Source organism: Streptomyces sp. NBC_00287, from assembly GCF_036173105.1.
Taxonomy (GTDB): Bacteria; Actinomycetota; Actinomycetes; order Streptomycetales; family Streptomycetaceae; genus Streptomyces.
Genome location: NZ_CP108053.1, coordinates 6573775 through 6590529, shown reverse-complemented (window position 1 = coordinate 6590529; position 16755 = coordinate 6573775). Strand labels below are relative to the sequence as shown.

12 protein-coding genes are annotated in these 16755 nt (G+C 70.9%); 2 read left to right on the top strand and 10 right to left on the bottom strand.

Annotated features, from left to right (window positions below):
* Positions 1–69: 69 nt before the first annotated feature.
* From ilvN to OHT76_RS30185, 4 genes are all read right to left on the bottom strand, one after another.
* The gene (gene ilvN / locus OHT76_RS30200; protein ID WP_187821043.1) at positions 70–594 is read right to left on the bottom strand and encodes an acetolactate synthase small subunit; all 525 of its coding nucleotides are present in this window, start codon (positions 592–594) and stop codon (positions 70–72) included.
* 21 nt (positions 595–615) lie between these two features.
* The gene (locus OHT76_RS30195; protein WP_328874016.1) at positions 616–2472 is read right to left on the bottom strand and encodes an acetolactate synthase large subunit; all 1857 of its coding nucleotides are present in this window, start codon (positions 2470–2472) and stop codon (positions 616–618) included.
* A 225-nt stretch (positions 2473–2697) separates the two neighbouring features.
* Positions 2698–5700 (bottom strand): putative bifunctional diguanylate cyclase/phosphodiesterase, encoded by a 3003-nt coding sequence (locus OHT76_RS30190; RefSeq protein WP_328874015.1) that lies wholly within the window; start codon positions 5698–5700, stop codon positions 2698–2700.
* A 390-nt stretch (positions 5701–6090) separates the two neighbouring features.
* Positions 6091–7065 (bottom strand): 2-hydroxyacid dehydrogenase, encoded by a 975-nt coding sequence (locus tag OHT76_RS30185; protein ID WP_328874014.1) that lies wholly within the window; start codon positions 7063–7065, stop codon positions 6091–6093.
* Between the two features lie 76 nt (positions 7066–7141).
* On the opposite strand from OHT76_RS30185, the gene OHT76_RS30180 reads away from it, so the two are divergent.
* Together OHT76_RS30180 and OHT76_RS30175 are read left to right on the top strand one after the other, a co-directional pair.
* On the top strand, positions 7142–8140 hold the full coding sequence (locus tag OHT76_RS30180; protein WP_328874013.1) for an aldo/keto reductase: 999 nt from the start codon (positions 7142–7144) through the stop codon (positions 8138–8140).
* A 227-nt stretch (positions 8141–8367) separates the two neighbouring features.
* On the top strand, positions 8368–9540 hold the full coding sequence (locus OHT76_RS30175; protein ID WP_328874012.1) for a PQQ-dependent sugar dehydrogenase: 1173 nt from the start codon (positions 8368–8370) through the stop codon (positions 9538–9540).
* Between the two features lie 9 nt (positions 9541–9549).
* Here OHT76_RS30175 and OHT76_RS30170 read toward each other — a convergent pair whose 3' ends face one another.
* From OHT76_RS30170 to OHT76_RS30145, 6 genes are all read right to left on the bottom strand, one after another.
* Entirely contained in the window at positions 9550–9744 is a 195-nt protein-coding gene (locus OHT76_RS30170; protein WP_328874011.1) for a DUF6191 domain-containing protein, read from the bottom strand.
* Between the two features lie 49 nt (positions 9745–9793).
* The gene (locus OHT76_RS30165; protein ID WP_328874010.1) at positions 9794–12823 is read right to left on the bottom strand and encodes a helix-turn-helix transcriptional regulator; all 3030 of its coding nucleotides are present in this window, start codon (positions 12821–12823) and stop codon (positions 9794–9796) included.
* A gap of 71 nt (positions 12824–12894) precedes the next feature.
* Positions 12895–13080, bottom strand: coding sequence for a hypothetical protein (locus OHT76_RS30160; RefSeq protein ID WP_328874009.1), 186 nt, complete (start codon positions 13078–13080; stop codon positions 12895–12897).
* A 188-nt stretch (positions 13081–13268) separates the two neighbouring features.
* Positions 13269–13799: a hypothetical protein gene (locus OHT76_RS30155; protein ID WP_328874008.1), complete on the bottom strand. Its 531-nt coding sequence runs from the start codon at positions 13797–13799 to the stop codon at positions 13269–13271.
* Between the two features lie 35 nt (positions 13800–13834).
* The gene (locus OHT76_RS30150) at positions 13835–14410 is read right to left on the bottom strand and encodes a GNAT family N-acetyltransferase (RefSeq protein ID WP_328874007.1); all 576 of its coding nucleotides are present in this window, start codon (positions 14408–14410) and stop codon (positions 13835–13837) included.
* Entirely contained in the window at positions 14388–16631 is a 2244-nt protein-coding gene (locus OHT76_RS30145) for an MMPL family transporter (RefSeq protein WP_328874006.1), read from the bottom strand. Before OHT76_RS30145 ends, OHT76_RS30150 begins: the two co-directional genes overlap by 23 nt.
* Positions 16632–16755 lie beyond the last annotated feature (124 nt).

Genomic DNA, 16755 nt, shown 5'->3' with positions numbered 1-16755 from the left:
GGGCGGAAGGGAAGTTCGGGGGTCTCGGTATACGGGCGGCCGGTGTTCCCCGGCCGCCCGGATCCGTCGTTACGCCGACCGGTCGAGGGCGCGCAGCGACCGGTCCGTGATCGAACGCGCACCGCGGCCGATCGCGATCGTGCCGGACTGGACGAGCTCCTTGATGCCGTACGGCTCCAGCATCTTGAGCATGGCGGACAGCTTCTCGCTGCTGCCGGTGGCCTCGATGGTGACGGCCTCCGGGGAGACGTCGACGGTCTTGGCGCGGAACAGCTGGACGATCTCGACGATCTGGGAGCGCGTCTCGTTGTCGGCGCGCACCTTCACCAGAACGAGTTCGCGCTGAACGGCCGAACCGGGCTCCAGCTCGACGATCTTCAGCACGTTGACGAGCTTGTTGAGCTGCTTGGTCACCTGCTCGAGCGGCAGGTCCTCGACGCCCACCACGATGGTGATGCGGGAGATGTCGGGGTGCTCGGTGACGCCGACCGCGAGCGAGTCGATGTTGAAGCCGCGGCGGGAGAACAGGGCGGCGATCCGGGCCAGGATGCCGGGCGTGTTCTCCACCAGGACGGAGAGCGTGTGCTTGGACATGATCTTTTACGTCTCTCTCGCTCAGTCGTCTTCGTTGTCGCCGAAGTCGGGGCGGACGTCCCGGGCGGCCATGATCTCGTCGTTGGAGGTGCCGGCGGCGACCATCGGCCACACCATCGCGTCCTCGTGGACGATGAAGTCGACGACGACCGGGCGGTCGTTGATCGAGTTCGCCTCCTCGATCACCTTGTCGAGGTCGGCCGGGTCCTCGCAGCGGATCGCGTAACAGCCCATGGCCTCCGACAGCTTGACGAAGTCGGGGACGCGGGTGCCCGCGCTCGGCTGCTTGCCGTCCGCCTCCGGGCCGCTGTGCAGCACGGTGTTGGAGTAGCGCTGGTTGTAGAAGAGGGTCTGCCACTGGCGGACCATCCCGAGGGCGCCGTTGTTGATGATGGCGACCTTGATCGGGATGTTGTTCAGGGCGCAGGTGGTGAGCTCCTGATTGGTCATCTGGAAGCAGCCGTCGCCGTCGATCGCCCAGACGGTCTGGTCCGGGGCTCCGGCCTTGGCGCCCATCGCGGCCGGGACCGCGTAGCCCATGGTCCCGGCGCCGCCGGAGTTGAGCCAGGTCGCGGGCTTCTCGTACTGGACGAAGTGCGCGGCCCACATCTGGTGCTGGCCGACGCCCGCCGCGAAGATCGTGCCCTCGGGGGCGAGTTGGCCGATGCGCTGGATGACCTGCTGCGGGGACAGGGAGCCGTCCTCGGGCTGGTCGTAGCCGAGCGGGTAGCTGTCGCGCCAGCGGCTGAGGTCCTTCCACCAGGCCTCGTAGTCGCCCCGGTGGCCCTCGCTGTGCTCCTTCTGCACCGCCTGGATCAGATCGGCGATGACCTCACGGGCGTCGCCCACGATCGGCACGTCCGCGGCGCGGTTCTTGCCGATCTCGGCCGGGTCGATGTCCGCGTGCACGATCTTGGCGTACGGGGCGAAGCTGTCCAGCTTGCCGGTGACGCGGTCGTCGAAGCGGGCGCCGAGGGCGACGATCAGGTCGGCCTTCTGCAGTCCGGTGACCGCGGCCACCGAGCCGTGCATACCGGGCATGCCCAGGTGCTGGGGGTGGCTGTCGGGGAACGCGCCGAGCGCCATCAGGGTGGTGGTGACGGGCGCGCCGGTCAGCTCGGCGAGGACCTTCAGCTCGGTCGTGGCCTGCGCCTTGAGGACGCCGCCGCCGACGTAGAGGATCGGCCGCTTGGCGGCGGTGATCAGCTTGGCGGCCTCGCGGATCTGCTTGGCGTGCGGCTTGGTCACCGGGCGGTAGCCGGGCAGGTCCATGGTGGGCGGCCAGGAGAAGGTGGTCTGCGCCTGGAGGGCGTCCTTGGCGATGTCGACCAGGACCGGGCCCGGGCGGCCGGTGGCGGCGATGTGGAACGCCTGCGCGATCACCCGCGGGATGTCCTCGGCCTTGGTCACCAGGAAGTTGTGCTTGGTGATCGGCATGGTGATGCCGACGATGTCCGCCTCCTGGAAGGCGTCGGTGCCGATCGCCTTGGAGGCGACCTGCCCGGTGATCGCGACCATCGGCACGGAGTCCATGTGCGCGTCGGCGATCGGGGTCACCAGGTTGGTGGCGCCGGGGCCGGAAGTCGCCATACAGACGCCGACCTTGCCGGTGGCCTGCGCGTAACCGGTGGCGGCGTGGCCCGCGCCCTGCTCGTGCCTCACGAGGACGTGGCGGACCTTGGTGGAGTCCATCAGCGGGTCGTACGCCGGGAGGATCGCACCGCCGGGAATGCCGAATACGGTGTCGGCCCCGACCTCCTCGAGAGAGCGGATGAGGGACTGCGCACCCGTGACGTGCTCGGGCGCGGACTGCTGTCCTCCGGAACGGGGCCGCGGCTGCGGATGATGGGCCCCGGTGGCCTGCTCGGTCATCGGCATTCTCTTCTCGATGCTGAGGGTTTTTGCGAAGTTTGTGCGGTGTACGACTGCTGCTCGGCAGGTGCCTGTGCAACAAAAAACCCCTCGTGCCGTAAGGCAAGCGAGGGGAGCGCGCCGGGAGTGGGTCGCTGAGCGGTCAAGGGCTCAGCGTCAGCCGACGCGCTTTCCAAGTACGAGAATTCGGGTGCGCATGGCACTGACCCTCCCCCCGGCACGCACCGCATGTCAAGGTGGTGGGACGGGCGTCTCATTATGTGAGCGAAGGGCACTGCCGCCTCCGAGAACAGCGGGCACACCTCCGGTGTACACCGCCGAACCACCACCCGCGAACGCTGGCTCGACCGGCCCGTGCGGGACCGGATAGTGGCCGGATCCGAGCGCTCTGCGCAGCCGGTACTCGTCCAGTGGCCCGGAGAACGCCATGCCCTGGCCATGGGTGCAGCCCATCGCGCGCAGCGCCACCACCTGCTCGGGCAGATCGACGCCGTCGGCCACGGACTGGAGCCCGAGGTCGGTGGCGATCCGCAGCAGCCCGCTGGTGATCTTGTGCAGCCGCGCGGACTCGACGACGCCCTCGACCAGACCGCGGTCCAGTTTGAGGACATCGACAGGGAGTCTGCGCAGCGCGGTGATCGTCGCGCTGCCGCTGCCGAAGCCGTCCAGCGCGATCCGGACACCCATCCTGCGCAGCGCGCCGAGCCGACGCTCCAGCTCGTCCAGCGAGACCCGTACGTCGGTGTCGGACAGCTCGATCACCAACGCGCCCGACGGCAGTCCGTGCCGGGTGAGCAGGGCCTCGATCGAGTCGAGCGGCATCGAGCGGTCCAGCAGCCGGCGCGCGCTCATCCGCACGCTCACCGGCACCGAAAGCCCGGTGGCGGTGCGCTCGGCGGCCTGCTCCACGGCCTCCTGAAGCATCCAGCGGCCCAGCTCGGCGGTCTTGTCGCTGTCCTCGGAGACCCGCAGGAACTCGGCGGGCGTGAACAGCACCCCTTGCGAGGACCGCCAGCGCGCCTGGGCGGCGACCGAGGTGATCCGGCCGTCCTCCAGACACACCACCGGCTGATGCAGCAGCGCGAACTCGCCGTCGTGCAGTGCGGCCCGCAGTCGCGTGGCCAGCTCGGCCTTGCGTACGACGTCCTGCTGCATCTGCGGCTTGTACAGCTCGACCCGGCCCTTGCCGGACGCCTTGGCCCGGTACATCGCCAGGTCGGCGTTGCGCAGCAGCTCGCCCGCGCCGAGGCCGGGCTCGGCGAACGCGACGCCGATGGAGGCGGCGACCCGGACATCGTTGCCGTCGATGACGTACGGCTGCGACAGCGTGACCCTGAGGCGGTCGGCGAGCTCCAGGATGTGCCGTTCGCGGGCGGACCGGTCGCGGGTGCCGTCTCCGACGATGAGCGCGGCGAACTCGTCGCCGCCGAGTCGGGAGGCGGTGTCTCCGTGCCGGACCGCCTCCTGGAGTCTGCGGGCGGCCTGGACGAGCAGTTCGTCTCCTGCCTGGTGGCCGATCGTGTCGTTGACGGCCTTGAAGCCGTCCAGGTCGATGAAGAGGACGGCGGTGCCGCGCAGGGCGGCGCCGCGGTCGGAGGCGCGGCGGCCGGACAGGGCCTGCTGCACGCGCTTGGTGAACAGGGCGCGGTTGGGCAGGTCGGTGAGCGGGTCGTGCTCGGCGTTGTGCTGGAGCTGCGCCTGCAGGCGCACTCTTTCGGTCACGTCCCGGCTGTTGAAGATGAGGCCGCCGTGGTGGCGGTTGACGGTGGACTCGACGTTGAGCCAGCCGCCGTCACCGGACCGGAAACGGCACTCGATGCGCGTAGTGGGTTCCTCGAGTGGGCTGGCGGCGAGGAAGCGGCGCACCTCGTGCACCACGCAGCCCAGGTCCTCCGGGTGGATGAGATTGGCCAGTTCGGTACCCACCAACTCCTCCGCGGAGCGGCCGTAGACGCCGGCCGCGGCCGGGGAGACGTAGCGGAGGATGCCGTTCGGTGCGGCGATCATGATGACGTCGCTGGAGCCCTGCACCAGAGAGCGGAAGTGGTTCTCCTTCTGCGCCAGTTCCTGGGTGAGGGTGATGTTGTCGAGCAGCATGATGCCCTGGCGCACCACGAGGGCGAGCACCACGGTGCCGCCGGTGATGAGCACGACACGGTCGACGCTGCGGCCGTTGAGGACGTTGTAGAGAATCCCCAAGGTGCAGACCGCGGCCGCGAGATAGGGCGTGAGGGCGGCCAGGGAACCGGCGATCGGCCGGGCCGCCGGGAACCGGCTGTGATCACCTCCCTGCGCGGGCATGTGATGGTGGCTGCCGCCGCGCTGGCCCGGCAGGTGCTCGTGCACCACGCGCGTGTACCCCTCGCTCTCCTGACGCTCCGCGTCGCCGCCCCGCGGGGCGGCCCACGGGGCGTAGGCGAGCAGCAGCGAGCCGGCGAACCAGCCCGCGTCGAGGAGTTGGCCGGAACGGTAGTTGTTGTGCATCAGCGGCGAGGTGAACAGGGCGTCGCACATCACGGTCAGGGCGAGTGCCCCGATCGCGGTGTTGACCGCGGTGCGGTTCACCGACGAGCGCCGGAAGTGCAGCGCGAGCACCATGCTGACCAGGGCGATGTCCAGCAACGGATAGGCCAGCGACAGCGCGGTGTGCGCCACGCTCGTCGCCTCGGACTCCGCCGCGGTCTGCGCGAGGGCAAGGCTCCACGACAGGGTGAGCAGGGAGCCGCCGATCAGCCAGGCGTCCAGACCGAGACAGACCCAGCCGGCCTTGGTCACCGGACGCTTGGCGAGCACCAGCAGCCCCACGATGGCGGGCGGGGCGAAGCAGAGGAAGAACCCGTCCGCGTAGCTGGGGCTGGGCACGGGACGCCCGAGTACGACCTCGTACCACCCCCAGACCAGGTTCCCGAGGGCCGCCATCACCGAGGAGAGGGCGAACAGCAGCCAGGCCGGGCGGAAGCGGATACGGCGGCTGCGAGCGTAGATGAAGCAGGACACGGCTGCGGCGCCCGCGGCGGCGCTCAGACCGAAGTCCCCCATGATCAGTGCGAGTTCGGCCGAACCCCAGCCGAGCGCGGAACCGACGGCGTATCCCGCGCAGACCAGGGCCAGGACGAGTTGGGGGACCATGCCGGACCCGGCGCCGCGGGACGGCGGCCGGGGCAGCGCCCCCGACGAAGGACGGGCCCGCAACACTCCGTTGAGGGTGGTCGTGGGAGGCGGCGGCGAGCTCACCGGTCCCTCCCGGTCCGCGCCGCTCCCGGATCCCGCGGGTCCCGGTGCGCTGGGTGCGCATGCCTCCTGCGGCTGCTGTGCCTGCGCTGGTGGCTGTGGTGTCCGCCGTGATTGCCGTGGTGGCCCCGTCTGCGCGCGGTCGTGCGCCAGGGTCGCCGCCGGCGGCCCCGCCGCGTCGGATCGTTGGTCCATAGGCCGTGCATCGCCCGTCGCCCCCCTCACAGTCTGAAATGTCCATCCCCGGCGCCGAACGGTGCGCGGCGCAGCCCCTGTCGGGACGATACACCAGTCTCGTCACTCAGGGACATAGGTTCTCTACGCTCCGTGACGACCAGCGGGGATGCGGGCACGGACCGCGTCCGAAGGATTGCGGAGGGTACCCGAACCGGATTACGTGGCTGTTGCGTTGGTCGACGGGCCGGTGGAAGCGCCCGTCGTAAGGATCACGTTGCGCAGCGGCTCCCGGTTCACGAAACGGCTCAACTGGTCCACCAGCAGCCGCTTGGCGCGGGGCAGGAAGGCGGATGTCGGTCCGCCCACATGCGGGCTGATGAGGACGCCGGGCGCCTGCCACAAGGGGTGGCCCGGGGGCAGCGGTTCGGGGTCGGTGACGTCGAGGGCCGCGGTGATGCGGCCGCTCTCCAGTTCGGCGAGCAGGGCCTTGGTGTCGACGACGCCGCCGCGAGCGACGTTCACCAGCAGCGCGCCGTCCTTCATCCGGGCCAGGAAGTCGGCGTCGACCAGGTGGCGGGTGGTCTCGGTGAGCGGTGTGGACAGCACGACGACATCCGCCTCGGGGAGCAGGGCGGGAAGTTGGGTGAGTGGATGCACGGGCCCGCGCGCCGTGGTGCGCTCGGAGCGCGCGACGCGCGCCACCCGCGCAAGTTCGAACGGCGCGAGCCGGTCCTCGATGGCGGCGCCGATCGAGCCGTATCCCACGATGAGGACGGTCTTGTCGGCCAGCGCGGGCCGGAACCCACCGCGCCACTCCCCCTTGTCCTGGGCGCGCACGAAATCGGGGATGCCGCGCAGCGAGGCCAGGATCAGCGTGAGCGTGAGCTCGGCGGTGCTCGCTTCGTGCACCCCGCGCGCGTTGCAGAGTTTTACGCCGGGCCGCAGATGCTTCAGACCGGGCTCGACGTGATCGGTGCCGGCCGACAGCGTCTGGACGACCTGGACGGAGCTCATCCGGGGCAGCGGGCGCTGACCGAGCTCCGGCGCCTGCATGTAGGGGACGACATAGAACGCGCACGCGGCGGGGTCGGCGGGATAGTCCTCGCCGCCGTTCCAGAAGCGGTAGTCCGGCCCCTCGGGGAGCCCCTCGATCTCTTCCGGCGGGATGGGAAGCCACACGTCAGGAGTCATGCTCTGGAGGCTATGTCAGGGCTCGCCGACGGCAGAGGTTAGGTTGGGGTGGCGGAAGAGGGAGGGTCACGAGCAGGTGGAGCGCAGGACGATCGGCGCGGCGGCGCTCGCGGTGGGGGCTGTCGGACTCGGGTGCATGCCGATGAGCTGGGCGTACAGCGGATCGCGGCAGCGCGGTGACGAGTCGCTGCGGGCCGTGCACCGGGCGCTCGATCTGGGCTCGACGCTGCTGGACACGGCCGACATGTACGGCCCGTTCACCAACGAGCTGTTGCTGGGGCGGGTGTTGAAGGAGCGTCGGCAGGACGCCTTCGTATCGACGAAGGTCGGACTGCTGGTCGGCGAGCAGCACATCGTGGCCAACGGCCGCCCCGGGTATGTGAAGCGGGCCTGCGACGCGTCGCTGCGGCGACTGCAGACGGATGTGATCGACCTGTACCAACTGCACCGCACGGACCCCGAGGTTCCGGTGGAGGAGACCTGGGGGGCGATGGCGGAGCTCGTCCAGGCGGGCAAGGTACGGGCGTTGGGCATGTGCGCGGTGGGTGCGCGCGGTGGCCGTCGGTCCGGGAGCCGCCTGCACGACACCTCCCTGCGGCAGTTGCGGCGGATGCAGCAGGTCTTCCCGGTGAGCGCGGTGCAGGCGGAGCTGTCGGTGTGGTCGCCGGAGGCACTGGAGTCACTGCTGCCGTGGTGCGAGGCGCGCGGCATCGGCTTCCTGGCGGCGATGCCGCTCGGCAACGGCTTCCTGACCGGCACGCTGACCCCGGGCGAGGGCTTCGAACCGGACGACGTCCGTGCCCGCCACCCTCGCTTCACGGCGGAGATGATGGCGGCCAACCAGCCGATCGTGGCGGGCCTGCGCCGCATCGCCCGCCGCCACGGCGATGACGTCACCCCGGCGCAGGTGGCTCTGGCGTGGGTGCTGGCACAGGGGCGGCACGTGGTGCCGGTGCCCGGGGCGAAGCGGGAACGGTGGGTGACGGAGAACGCGGGGGCGGCGGGGCTGCGGCTGACGGCGGAGGATCTGGCGGAGGTGGGGGTGCTGCCGGGGGCGCGGGGGTCTTGGGACTGAGTCTGTGCGGTGGGCGGGCGTCGCCGGTTCAGGACTCGGGCGTCGCCGGTTCGAGGTTCACGCGTCGTCGGTTCAAGATTCACGCGTCGCCGGTTCGAGATTCACGCGTCGTCGGTTCAAGATTCGCGCGTCGTCGGTTCAAGATTCATGGATCGGGAACCTGTGAGGCGCGAGCGGTGTATGACAAGTAGAACCTCCCGCCGGGGGGTCGCCGCGTCGAAGGGACCATGATCGTGCAACGTCGAGCTGTGTCGGCCGTGTTGGCCGCGGCCGCGCTCCTGCTGACGGCCGGGTGTTCCTCCGACGAGGGAGGTGGAGACACTTCGGGCGGCGAGAGCGCCACACCGGGAGGTACGGCGACGGGGGCGGCCCCTTCGCCAGGCACGTCCGAGGATGCCCCGCCTGCCAAGGGCTCGGCCAAGGTGGTGCGCACGGTCGCCGAGGATCTGAAGACCCCGTGGGGCCTCGCCCCGCTCCCGGACGGCGACCTGCTCGTCTCCTCCCGTGACGAGGGCACGATCACCCGGGTCGACCCCGAGACCGGCAAGAAGACCGAGCTGGGCGAGGTGCCCGGGGTGTCCCCGGCCGGAGAGGGCGGCCTGATGGGCCTCGCGCTCTCCCCGGACTACGCCTCGGACCACATGATCTACGCGTACTTCACCTCGGCCTCGGACAACCGCATAGTCCGGATGCTCCTCGACGAGGACAAGCCGTCCGGTGAGCAACTGGGCGCGCCCGACACGATCTTCAGGGGCATCCCCAAGGGCTTCGTCCACAATGGCGGCCGGATCGCCTTCGGCCCCGACAAGATGCTGTACGCGGGCACGGGCGAGAGCGGCGAGGAGGGACTGTCCCAGGACAAGAAGTCCCTGGGCGGCAAGATCCTGCGCCTGACCCCGGAGGGCGAACCGGCCCCGGGCAACCCCTTCCCGAACTCCCCGGTGTACTCGTACGGCCACCGCAATGTGCAGGGCCTGGCCTGGGACACCAAGCAGCGTCTGTTCGCGGCGGAGTTCGGCCAGGACACCTGGGACGAACTGAACGCGATCAAGCCGGGCGACAACTACGGCTGGCCGGAGGCGGAGGGCAAGTCGGACGACCCGGCGTTCCACAACCCGATAGCCCAGTGGACGACGGACGAGGCCTCCCCCAGCGGCATCGCCTACGCCGAGGGCTCGATCTGGATGGCGGGCCTGAGGGGCGAGCGCCTGTGGCGCATCCCCCTGAAGGGCACGGAGGCCTCGGCCGAACCGCAGGCCTTCCTGGAGGGCGACCACGGCCGACTGCGCACGGTGGTTTCGGCGGGCGGCGACAAGCTGTGGCTGGTGACGAGCGAGACGGACGGCCGAGGCTCGCCGGAGGGCGGCGACGACAAGATCCTGGAGGTGCAGGTGAAGTAAGGCGGAGACTCAGTCCCCGTCGCCTTCAGCGACTTCTGGTTCCTCCACCGGCATCCGCACGACGACCTTCCCGGACGCGAGATCTATCGGCCCGCGCCCGGGATCCCCGTCCCCGACGTCTTCCCGGGTGAGCTCCAGCCGGTTCTGCTCATCGCGGGTGTGCTTGCGGCCGGGTGCGAACAGTTCCTCGAACATGTTGAACATGACGCCCTCCCTGGCCGGTCCCTGACAGCGTACGCCGCGGCCTGCCGCCTCATCCCGCCGTCGGTGCGCGGAGTGGGTCGGGGGCGAACAAGCCCATCCGATGCGCCACCGCCGCAGCCTCCCCCCGCCCCGCGACGCCCAGCTTGGCGAGGATGTTGGACACATGGACGCTGGCCGTCTTCGGGGAGATGAAGAGTTCCTCGGCTATCTGGCGGTTGGTACGGCCCGCTGAGACCAGGCGGAGGACGTCGTGTTCTCGGCTGGTGAGGCCGAGGGTGTCGGCGGATGCGCGGGGTGCGTCCGGAGTCAGAGGGAGGCGGGCTCGCTGGGCCAGCGACGTGACCTCCTCTGCCAGAGGGCGGGCCCCCAGATGGCAGGCGACCGCGTGGGCGAGGCGGAGCAGTTCCGCCGCGGAGGCTCGGTCGTTCTCGCCGCCCGCCGTCAGGAGCGCCTCCGCCAGGCGGTGGCGGACGCGGGCGAGGTCGTAGGGGCGTTGGAGTTGTTCGAAGGCGGTGACAACCTTTGACCAGAGGTCGACGGGCGCGTGGCCCTCGGCGCGGTGGAGTTCCGCGCGGACCCACTGCTCGTAGGCGTACCAGATGGGCGCATCCGTGGTGAGGGTCTTCACCGCGCCGAAGAGGTGTTGCAGGGTCTCGGTCCTGCCCTCGCCCGCGCCGGGCAGGTCCCGGGCGTCGGCTTCGGCGGTGGCGGCGGCCAGCAGCAGGGGCCAGGCGTAGCGCTGGGTGCCGGGCGGGAAGCCGGTGTCGAGGGTGCTCGCGAGTTCGGCTCGGGCGTCGAGGATGCGGCCCTCGGCGGCGGCGATGGCTATTGCGAGCCTGGACAGCGGCAGGTTGTTCTGCGGCATGGGGTCGTGGGTGCCGTAGGAGGCGCGGCCGTCGGCCAGGTAGCGGGCGGCCTCGTCCAGCCGCCCTCGGGCCAGCGCGACGTGGGCCAGGCAGTGGGCGGCGCAGCCGCGCGGCTTGGCGACCTGTCCCGTGCGCTGGGCGGTGACCGCGGCCTCGGTGCCCTCTTCCCAGTGACCCAGGGAGATCAGCGCCTCGCCGAGGTTGGCCCAGAGCCAGGCCTCGGAGTCCCTCAGGCCCCGGTCCTGGGCGAGTCGTAGGCCCTCGCGCAGGACGCCCACCGCTTCCTCGGAGCGGCCGATGCCTTCGAGGCTGGACGCCAGGTTGATGTGGCTGCGGCCCAGCACGGACGGCAGCCCGAGCGGCAGCGCCTGCTCCCGGACCTCGTGCATCAGGGCGAGCCCGGTCTCGATGTCCCCGGCGCCGACGAGGAGCACGCCGAGAGTGAGGCGGGCGTTCAGTTCGATGTCGGTGGCGCCCACCATGCGCGCGTACTCGACGGCGCGCTCGGCGGCGGTCATGGCCTCGGGGCCCGGTGCCCGGACCATGGCCCAGGCGGCCGCGGTGGCCAGCACCTCGGCGTGCACCTCGGACGGCGGCAGTCCGCGGACCAGTTCCTGGGCGGTGGCGATCTCCTGCCAGCCGTCGCCGCGGGCCTGCGCCTGGACCAGCCGGGAGCGCTGGATCCAGAACCACGCGGCCCGCAGGGGGTCGCCCTCGTCGTCCAGCAGATGCAGCGCCCGCTTGGTGATCTTCAGCGCGCGTTCCCGCTCCCCGCACAGCCGCCCGGCGACGGCGGCCTCGGCCATCAGGTCGAGATAGCGCAGGGGCGCGGTGGCGGGGTCGCAGCCGCAGGGCGGGTAGACCTCGGTGTAGTCGACGGGGCGCAGGGTGGCTCGTACGTCCTCGGGGGCGGTGTCCCACAGCTCCATCGCGCGTTCCAGGAGCCGCAGTTGTTCGGAGTAGGCGTGCCGGCAGCGGGCCGTGACGGAGGCGTCCAGGACGGCGGGCAGGGCCTTGGCGGGGTCGTGGGCGTGGTACCAGTAGCTGGCCAGGCGCATGACGCGTTCGTCGGCGGGGACGAGGCTCGGATCGGCCTCCAGGGCCTCGGCGTAGGCGCGGTTGAGGCGGGAGCGTTCGCCGGGCAGCAGATCGTCGCTCACGGCCTCGCGGACCAGGGAGTGCCGGAAGCGGTAGCCGTCACCGCCGGGCGCGGCGCTGAGGATGCTGGCGCCCACGGCGGCCCGCAGCGCCTCGATGAGATCGTCCTCGGCGAGCCGGGCGACGGCGGCGAGCAGCCGGTACTCCACGGTGGAGCCGCCCTCGGCGACGATCCGGGCGACCCGCTGGGCGGTCTCGGGCAGCGCCTCCACTCGCACCAGGAGCAGATCGCGCAGGGAGTCGGTGAGCCCGGTGCAGCAGCCCTCGTGGGCGGCGACGGCGAGTTCCTCGACGAAGAAGGCGTTGCCATCGGAGCGTTCGAAGATCTCGTCGACCTGGACCGGGTCGGGTTCGGCGGCGAGGATCCCGGCGATCTGGCGGCCGACCTCGGCACGGTTGAAGCGGGCGAGTTCGATCCGGCGGACGGTGCGCAGCCGGTCGAGTTCGGCGAGCAGGGGGCGCAGCGGATGGCGGCGGTGGATGTCGTCGGAGCGGTAGGTGGCGAGGACGACCAGGCGGCCGGTGCGCAGGGTGCGGAGGAGGTAGGCGAGGAGGTGGCGGGTGGAGGCGTCGGCCCAGTGCAGGTCCTCCAGGGCGAGGACGACCGTGCGGTCGGCGGCGACGCGTTCCAGCAGGCGGGCGGTGAGTTCGAAGAGGCGGGCCATGCCGTTCTCGTCGTAGCGCCTGGAGCCGGTCTCGCCGAGTTCGGGCAGCAGTCGGGCGAGTTCCTCCTCCTGGCCCGCGGCCGCGGCTGCGAGTTCGCTGGGGAGTTCCTGGCGCAGGGCGCGCAGGGCGGTGGAGAAGGGGGCGAAGGGCAGTCCGTCGGCGCCGATCTCGACACAGCCGCCGAGCGCGATCACGGCTCCCGCGCGGGATGCGCGGGCCGCGAACTCCTCGACGAGGCGGGTCTTGCCGACCCCGGCCTCGCCGCCGAGGAGCAGCGCCTGGGGCTCGCCCGCCTCAGCGCGGGCGAGCGCGTCGTCCAGGGTCTGCACCTCGTCGGCGCGACCGACGAACACAGGGCTGACGGACTGGTTTTCCACGGGCCAGAGCATCGCACGAGGCTCTGACAGCGGGGCACCGGTTTTCGGGAGGAGGGCAAGCAGGTCCCCCCGTCCCTGGGTGCTCACGCGGTGCGGGCGGAGCGGAGCCGGCCGCGGCGGGAGGTATGCACCTCGCTCTCTCCGTCTTGGCGGGCCGCTTCCCGGCGGGCGGCGCGGCGGCCACGGATGATCTCGCGGACCAGCCGGTCGTTCTGGGCCTCGCGGATGAGCTCGGCGGAGCGGAGGTGGTGGAGCTCGTACTCGAACATGATGTCCCCTTGAGAGATTCGGCTTCGCTTTCTGCGATGCCTCAACTCTCGTTTCCCAGGGGGGTCCGCCACATCGGGAGAGTTCCGCATCTTCGGCGGCAGGCGGGGCCTTAGACGCGCGTGAGGGGCCTCAGGGGCTCCGTAAGGTGCTTACGGATGCCCTAAGACCCCTCAGGACCTGCGGTGTCTCAGCTGGTGGAGGGCAGGCCGAGCAGGACGTCGGTGTACTTCAGTACGGCCATCAGCAGGCCGATCACACCGAGCGCGACGCCGCCCCAGGCGACCGACTTGATCCACACGGGCTGCGGCTTGCCGGGGACGCCGAACGCGGGCCGGGCCAGCACCACGACGCCGGCGATCAGGGCGATGAGCGCGAACAGGCCCGCCCACAGGGCGGTGGTCTGCCAGGCGTCGCCGTAGACCTCCTTGACCTGCTGGGCCACGCTCGCGCTCGACGAGGTCTCCAGCTGGCCGACGAGGGTCTCGCGGGCGGCGGCGACCGTACCGATCCAGCCACCCGTCAGCGACACCAGGCCGAGCGCCGCGGAGACGACCGCGGCGGCGCCCTGGCCGATGAAGGAGGGGCCCTCGTCCGTGGTCTCCGGGGCGGCGGCCTCGGCCTCCGTCACCTCATCCGTCACTTCGTCGTCGGGCTCGGTGGCCTCGACGGCCTCCGGCTCCTCGGCTGTCTTCGTCACGTCCACTGTCTTCGTTCCCATGTCTCGCACCGTAGGGGGGCTGTCTGAGAGGTTTCTTAATGATCCTTGTGAGCGGTACGCGCGCGTGCGTCGTGCCACTCGGGGGCGAGGATCGCCCACACCTCGGTGTCGTGGCGTACGCCCCGATGAGGGTAGTTCTCCCGCAGCACGGCCTCCCGGGACATGCCGAGCCGCCGCGCCACATTGATGCTGGGTTCGTTGGCCGCCGCCGCGTGCCACTCCACGCGGTGCATACCGCGCTCACCGAACGCGAAGTCGAGCAGCACCCGCATCGCGCGCGTGACGAGCCCGCGTCCGGTCCCGGCCGGTTCCAGCCAGCACCCGACCTCGCAGTTGCGGCTCTCCGCGTCGAAGTTCAGGAAGAGCACCCCGCCGACGAGCTTCCCGTCCAGCCACAGGCCGTGCAGGGACCCGGTGTCGGCGGCGCGCATGTCGGCATAGCGCTGGAGGACTTCGCGGGCACCGGCGGTGTCCTTGGCCTTCGAGGCGAACGGGACGTACTGGTTGATGAACTCCCGGCCCCGCTCCAGGTGCGCGAGGAACTCCTCGGCGTGCCAGGGCTCCAGGGGCCGCAGTTCGGCGCCGTCGTCACCCAGCGATATCGCGTACATCCTGCCGTTGCTCCTTCGCCAGTACGTCCGCCACCTCGGCGTCCGTCGCAGCGGCCAGCCTCTCATGGGCGGCGCGGGACTCGGGCGCCTCGATGCTGATCCGCGGCAGCCGGGCGTCAAGCCAGCGCGGCAGCCACCAGTTGGCGCCGCCGAGCAGATGCATCAGCGCGGGCACCAGCAGCGTACGCAGGACGAAGGCGTCCAGGGCGACGGCGGCGGCGAGGGCGATGCCGAACATGGCGATCACCCGGTCGCCGCTGAGCACGAAGGCGAGGAAGACCGAGATCATGATGACCGCGGCGGAGTTGATCACCCGGCTGGTCTCGGCGAGGCCGATCCGGACGGCCCGCCGGTTGTCGCCGGTCTCCAGCCACTCCTCGTACATCCGGCTGACCAGGAACACCTGATAGTCCATGGAGAGCCCGAAGAGCACGGACACCATGATCACGGGAAGGAAGGGCTCGATCGGCCCGGCACTGCCGAGGCCCAGCAGCTCGCTCCCCCAGCCCCACTGGAAGACGGCGACGACGATGCCGAAGGACGCGGCCACGGCGGCGATGTTCATCGCGGCGGCCTTCAGCGGGATGCCGATGGACCGGAAGGCGAGCAGGAGCAGCAGACAGCCGAGGCCCACGACGACGCCCACGAACAGCGGCAGCTTGCCGACGATGACGTCGGCGAAGTCGTCGTAGCCGGCCGTCACCCCGCCGACGTGCACATCGAGGGAGGTGCCCGTCTCGGCGCGGGGCAGCACCTCGGAGCGCAGCCGCTCCACGAGGTCGCTGGTCCTGTGGGACTGCGGCGAGGACTCGGGGACGAGTGTGAGGTACGCGGTGTCGCCCGCCGAGTTGAAGGTCACCGGGGTCACGGAGGCGACGCCCTCGGTGGAGCGGAGGGTGGCGTCGAGGTTGTCCAGGGCGAGCTTGTCGTCGCCGCCGTCGACGTGCGTCACCAGGGTCAGCGGGCCGTTGACGCCGGGTCCGAAGCCCTCGGCGAGGAGGTCGTAGGCCTGGCGGGTGGTGGCGGTCTCGGGGTTGTTGCCCTGGTCGGAGGTGCCCAGGCGCAGGGAGAGCGTGGGCAGCGCGAGGATCGTGATGACGACCAGGGCGAGGGCGCCGAGCAACTTGGGGTGGCGCTCGACGAACGCCGACCAGCGGGCGGCGAGCCCGGTCGGCAGCTCGGGTTCGGGTCCGTGCTCGACCAGCCTGCGCCGCTCACGGCGGCTCAGGGCGCGCATGCCGATGAAGGAGAGCAGGGCGGGCAGCAGAGTCACCGAGGCCGCGACGGTGAGCACCACGGTCAGCGAGGCCGCGATGGCGACGCCGTTGAGGAAGTTCAGCCGCAGGATCAGCATGCCCAGCAGGGCGATGCAAACGGTGGCGCCCGCGAACACGACCGCCCGTCCGGTGGTCGCGACGGCGTTGGTGATGGACTCGGCGACGGGCAGCCCGCGCTTCAGGCCGCGCCGGTGCCGGGTCACTATGAACAGCGCGTAGTCGATGCCGACGCCGAGCCCGATCAGCATGCCGAGCATGGGCGCGAAGTCGGCGACGGTCATGGCGTGCCCGAGCAGCACGGTCCCGGCGTAGGCGGTGCCGACGCTGACCAGGGCGGTGGCGATGGGCAGCAGGGAGGCGGCGAGCGAGCCGAAGGCGAGGAAGAGGACGAGCGCGGCGACGGCCACTCCGACCACCTCGGCGAGATGCCCGCCACTGGACTCGGTGAGCGCGATGGCGCTGCCGCCCAGCTCCACCTGGAGCCCGTCGCCCTCGGCGTCCTGCGCCGCGCTGACGACGGCCTGCACCTCGGACGCGTCGAGGTTCTCGGCCCGGTCACCGAAGGTGACCGTGGCGTATGCCGTACGACCGTCCTCGCTGATCTGCGCGGCGCCCTGCTCGCCGTACGGGCTGACCACGGCGGCCACTCCGGGCAGCTCGGCGATCTCGTCCAGGGTCTGCGTCATGGTCTGTTCGACGGCGACGGCACGGACGGTGCCGGACGTGGTGTGCCAGACGACGGTGTCGCTGTCACCGCCTACCTCGGGGAAGCCCTCCTGGAGCAGCTGGACGGCGCGGCCCGAGTCGGTGCCGGAGACCTCGTAGTCGTTCGAGTAGGCCGAGCCCGCGACGGCCGCGGCCGCGCTCACCCCGCCGAGCGCAAGGAGCCACAGCAGTACGGCGACGAGGCGGCGCTGGACACACCAGCGTGCGAGGGCTGCCACGAACCTGCTCCCAGGGGTGCGATTTATGGATCTTTAGCCGGGAACAGTCGTTCATGTGGTGAACAGCCCGCAAAGAACGCATGAGCAATGCGAAGACCACTCTTGCAGGTGAAAGTGATCGTTT

Excerpts from the sequence above, each read along its gene's own strand:
- OHT76_RS30195 (WP_328874016.1), bottom strand. The coding sequence starts at position 2,472 with ATGCCGATGACCGAGCAGGCCACCGGGGCCCATCATCCGCAGCCGCGG.
- OHT76_RS30175 (WP_328874012.1), top strand. The coding sequence starts at position 8,368 with ATGATCGTGCAACGTCGAGCTGTGTCGGCCGTGTTGGCCGCGGCCGCG.
- OHT76_RS30165 (WP_328874010.1), bottom strand. The coding sequence starts at position 12,823 with ATGCTCTGGCCCGTGGAAAACCAGTCCGTCAGCCCTGTGTTCGTCGGT.
- OHT76_RS30150 (WP_328874007.1), bottom strand. The coding sequence starts at position 14,410 with ATGTACGCGATATCGCTGGGTGACGACGGCGCCGAACTGCGGCCCCTG.
- OHT76_RS30185 (WP_328874014.1), bottom strand. The coding sequence starts at position 7,065 with ATGACTCCTGACGTGTGGCTTCCCATCCCGCCGGAAGAGATCGAGGGG.
- OHT76_RS30155 (WP_328874008.1), bottom strand. The coding sequence starts at position 13,799 with ATGGGAACGAAGACAGTGGACGTGACGAAGACAGCCGAGGAGCCGGAG.
- OHT76_RS30170 (WP_328874011.1), bottom strand. The coding sequence starts at position 9,744 with ATGTTCAACATGTTCGAGGAACTGTTCGCACCCGGCCGCAAGCACACC.
- OHT76_RS30160 (WP_328874009.1), bottom strand. The coding sequence starts at position 13,080 with ATGTTCGAGTACGAGCTCCACCACCTCCGCTCCGCCGAGCTCATCCGC.
- ilvN (WP_187821043.1), bottom strand. The coding sequence starts at position 594 with ATGTCCAAGCACACGCTCTCCGTCCTGGTGGAGAACACGCCCGGCATC.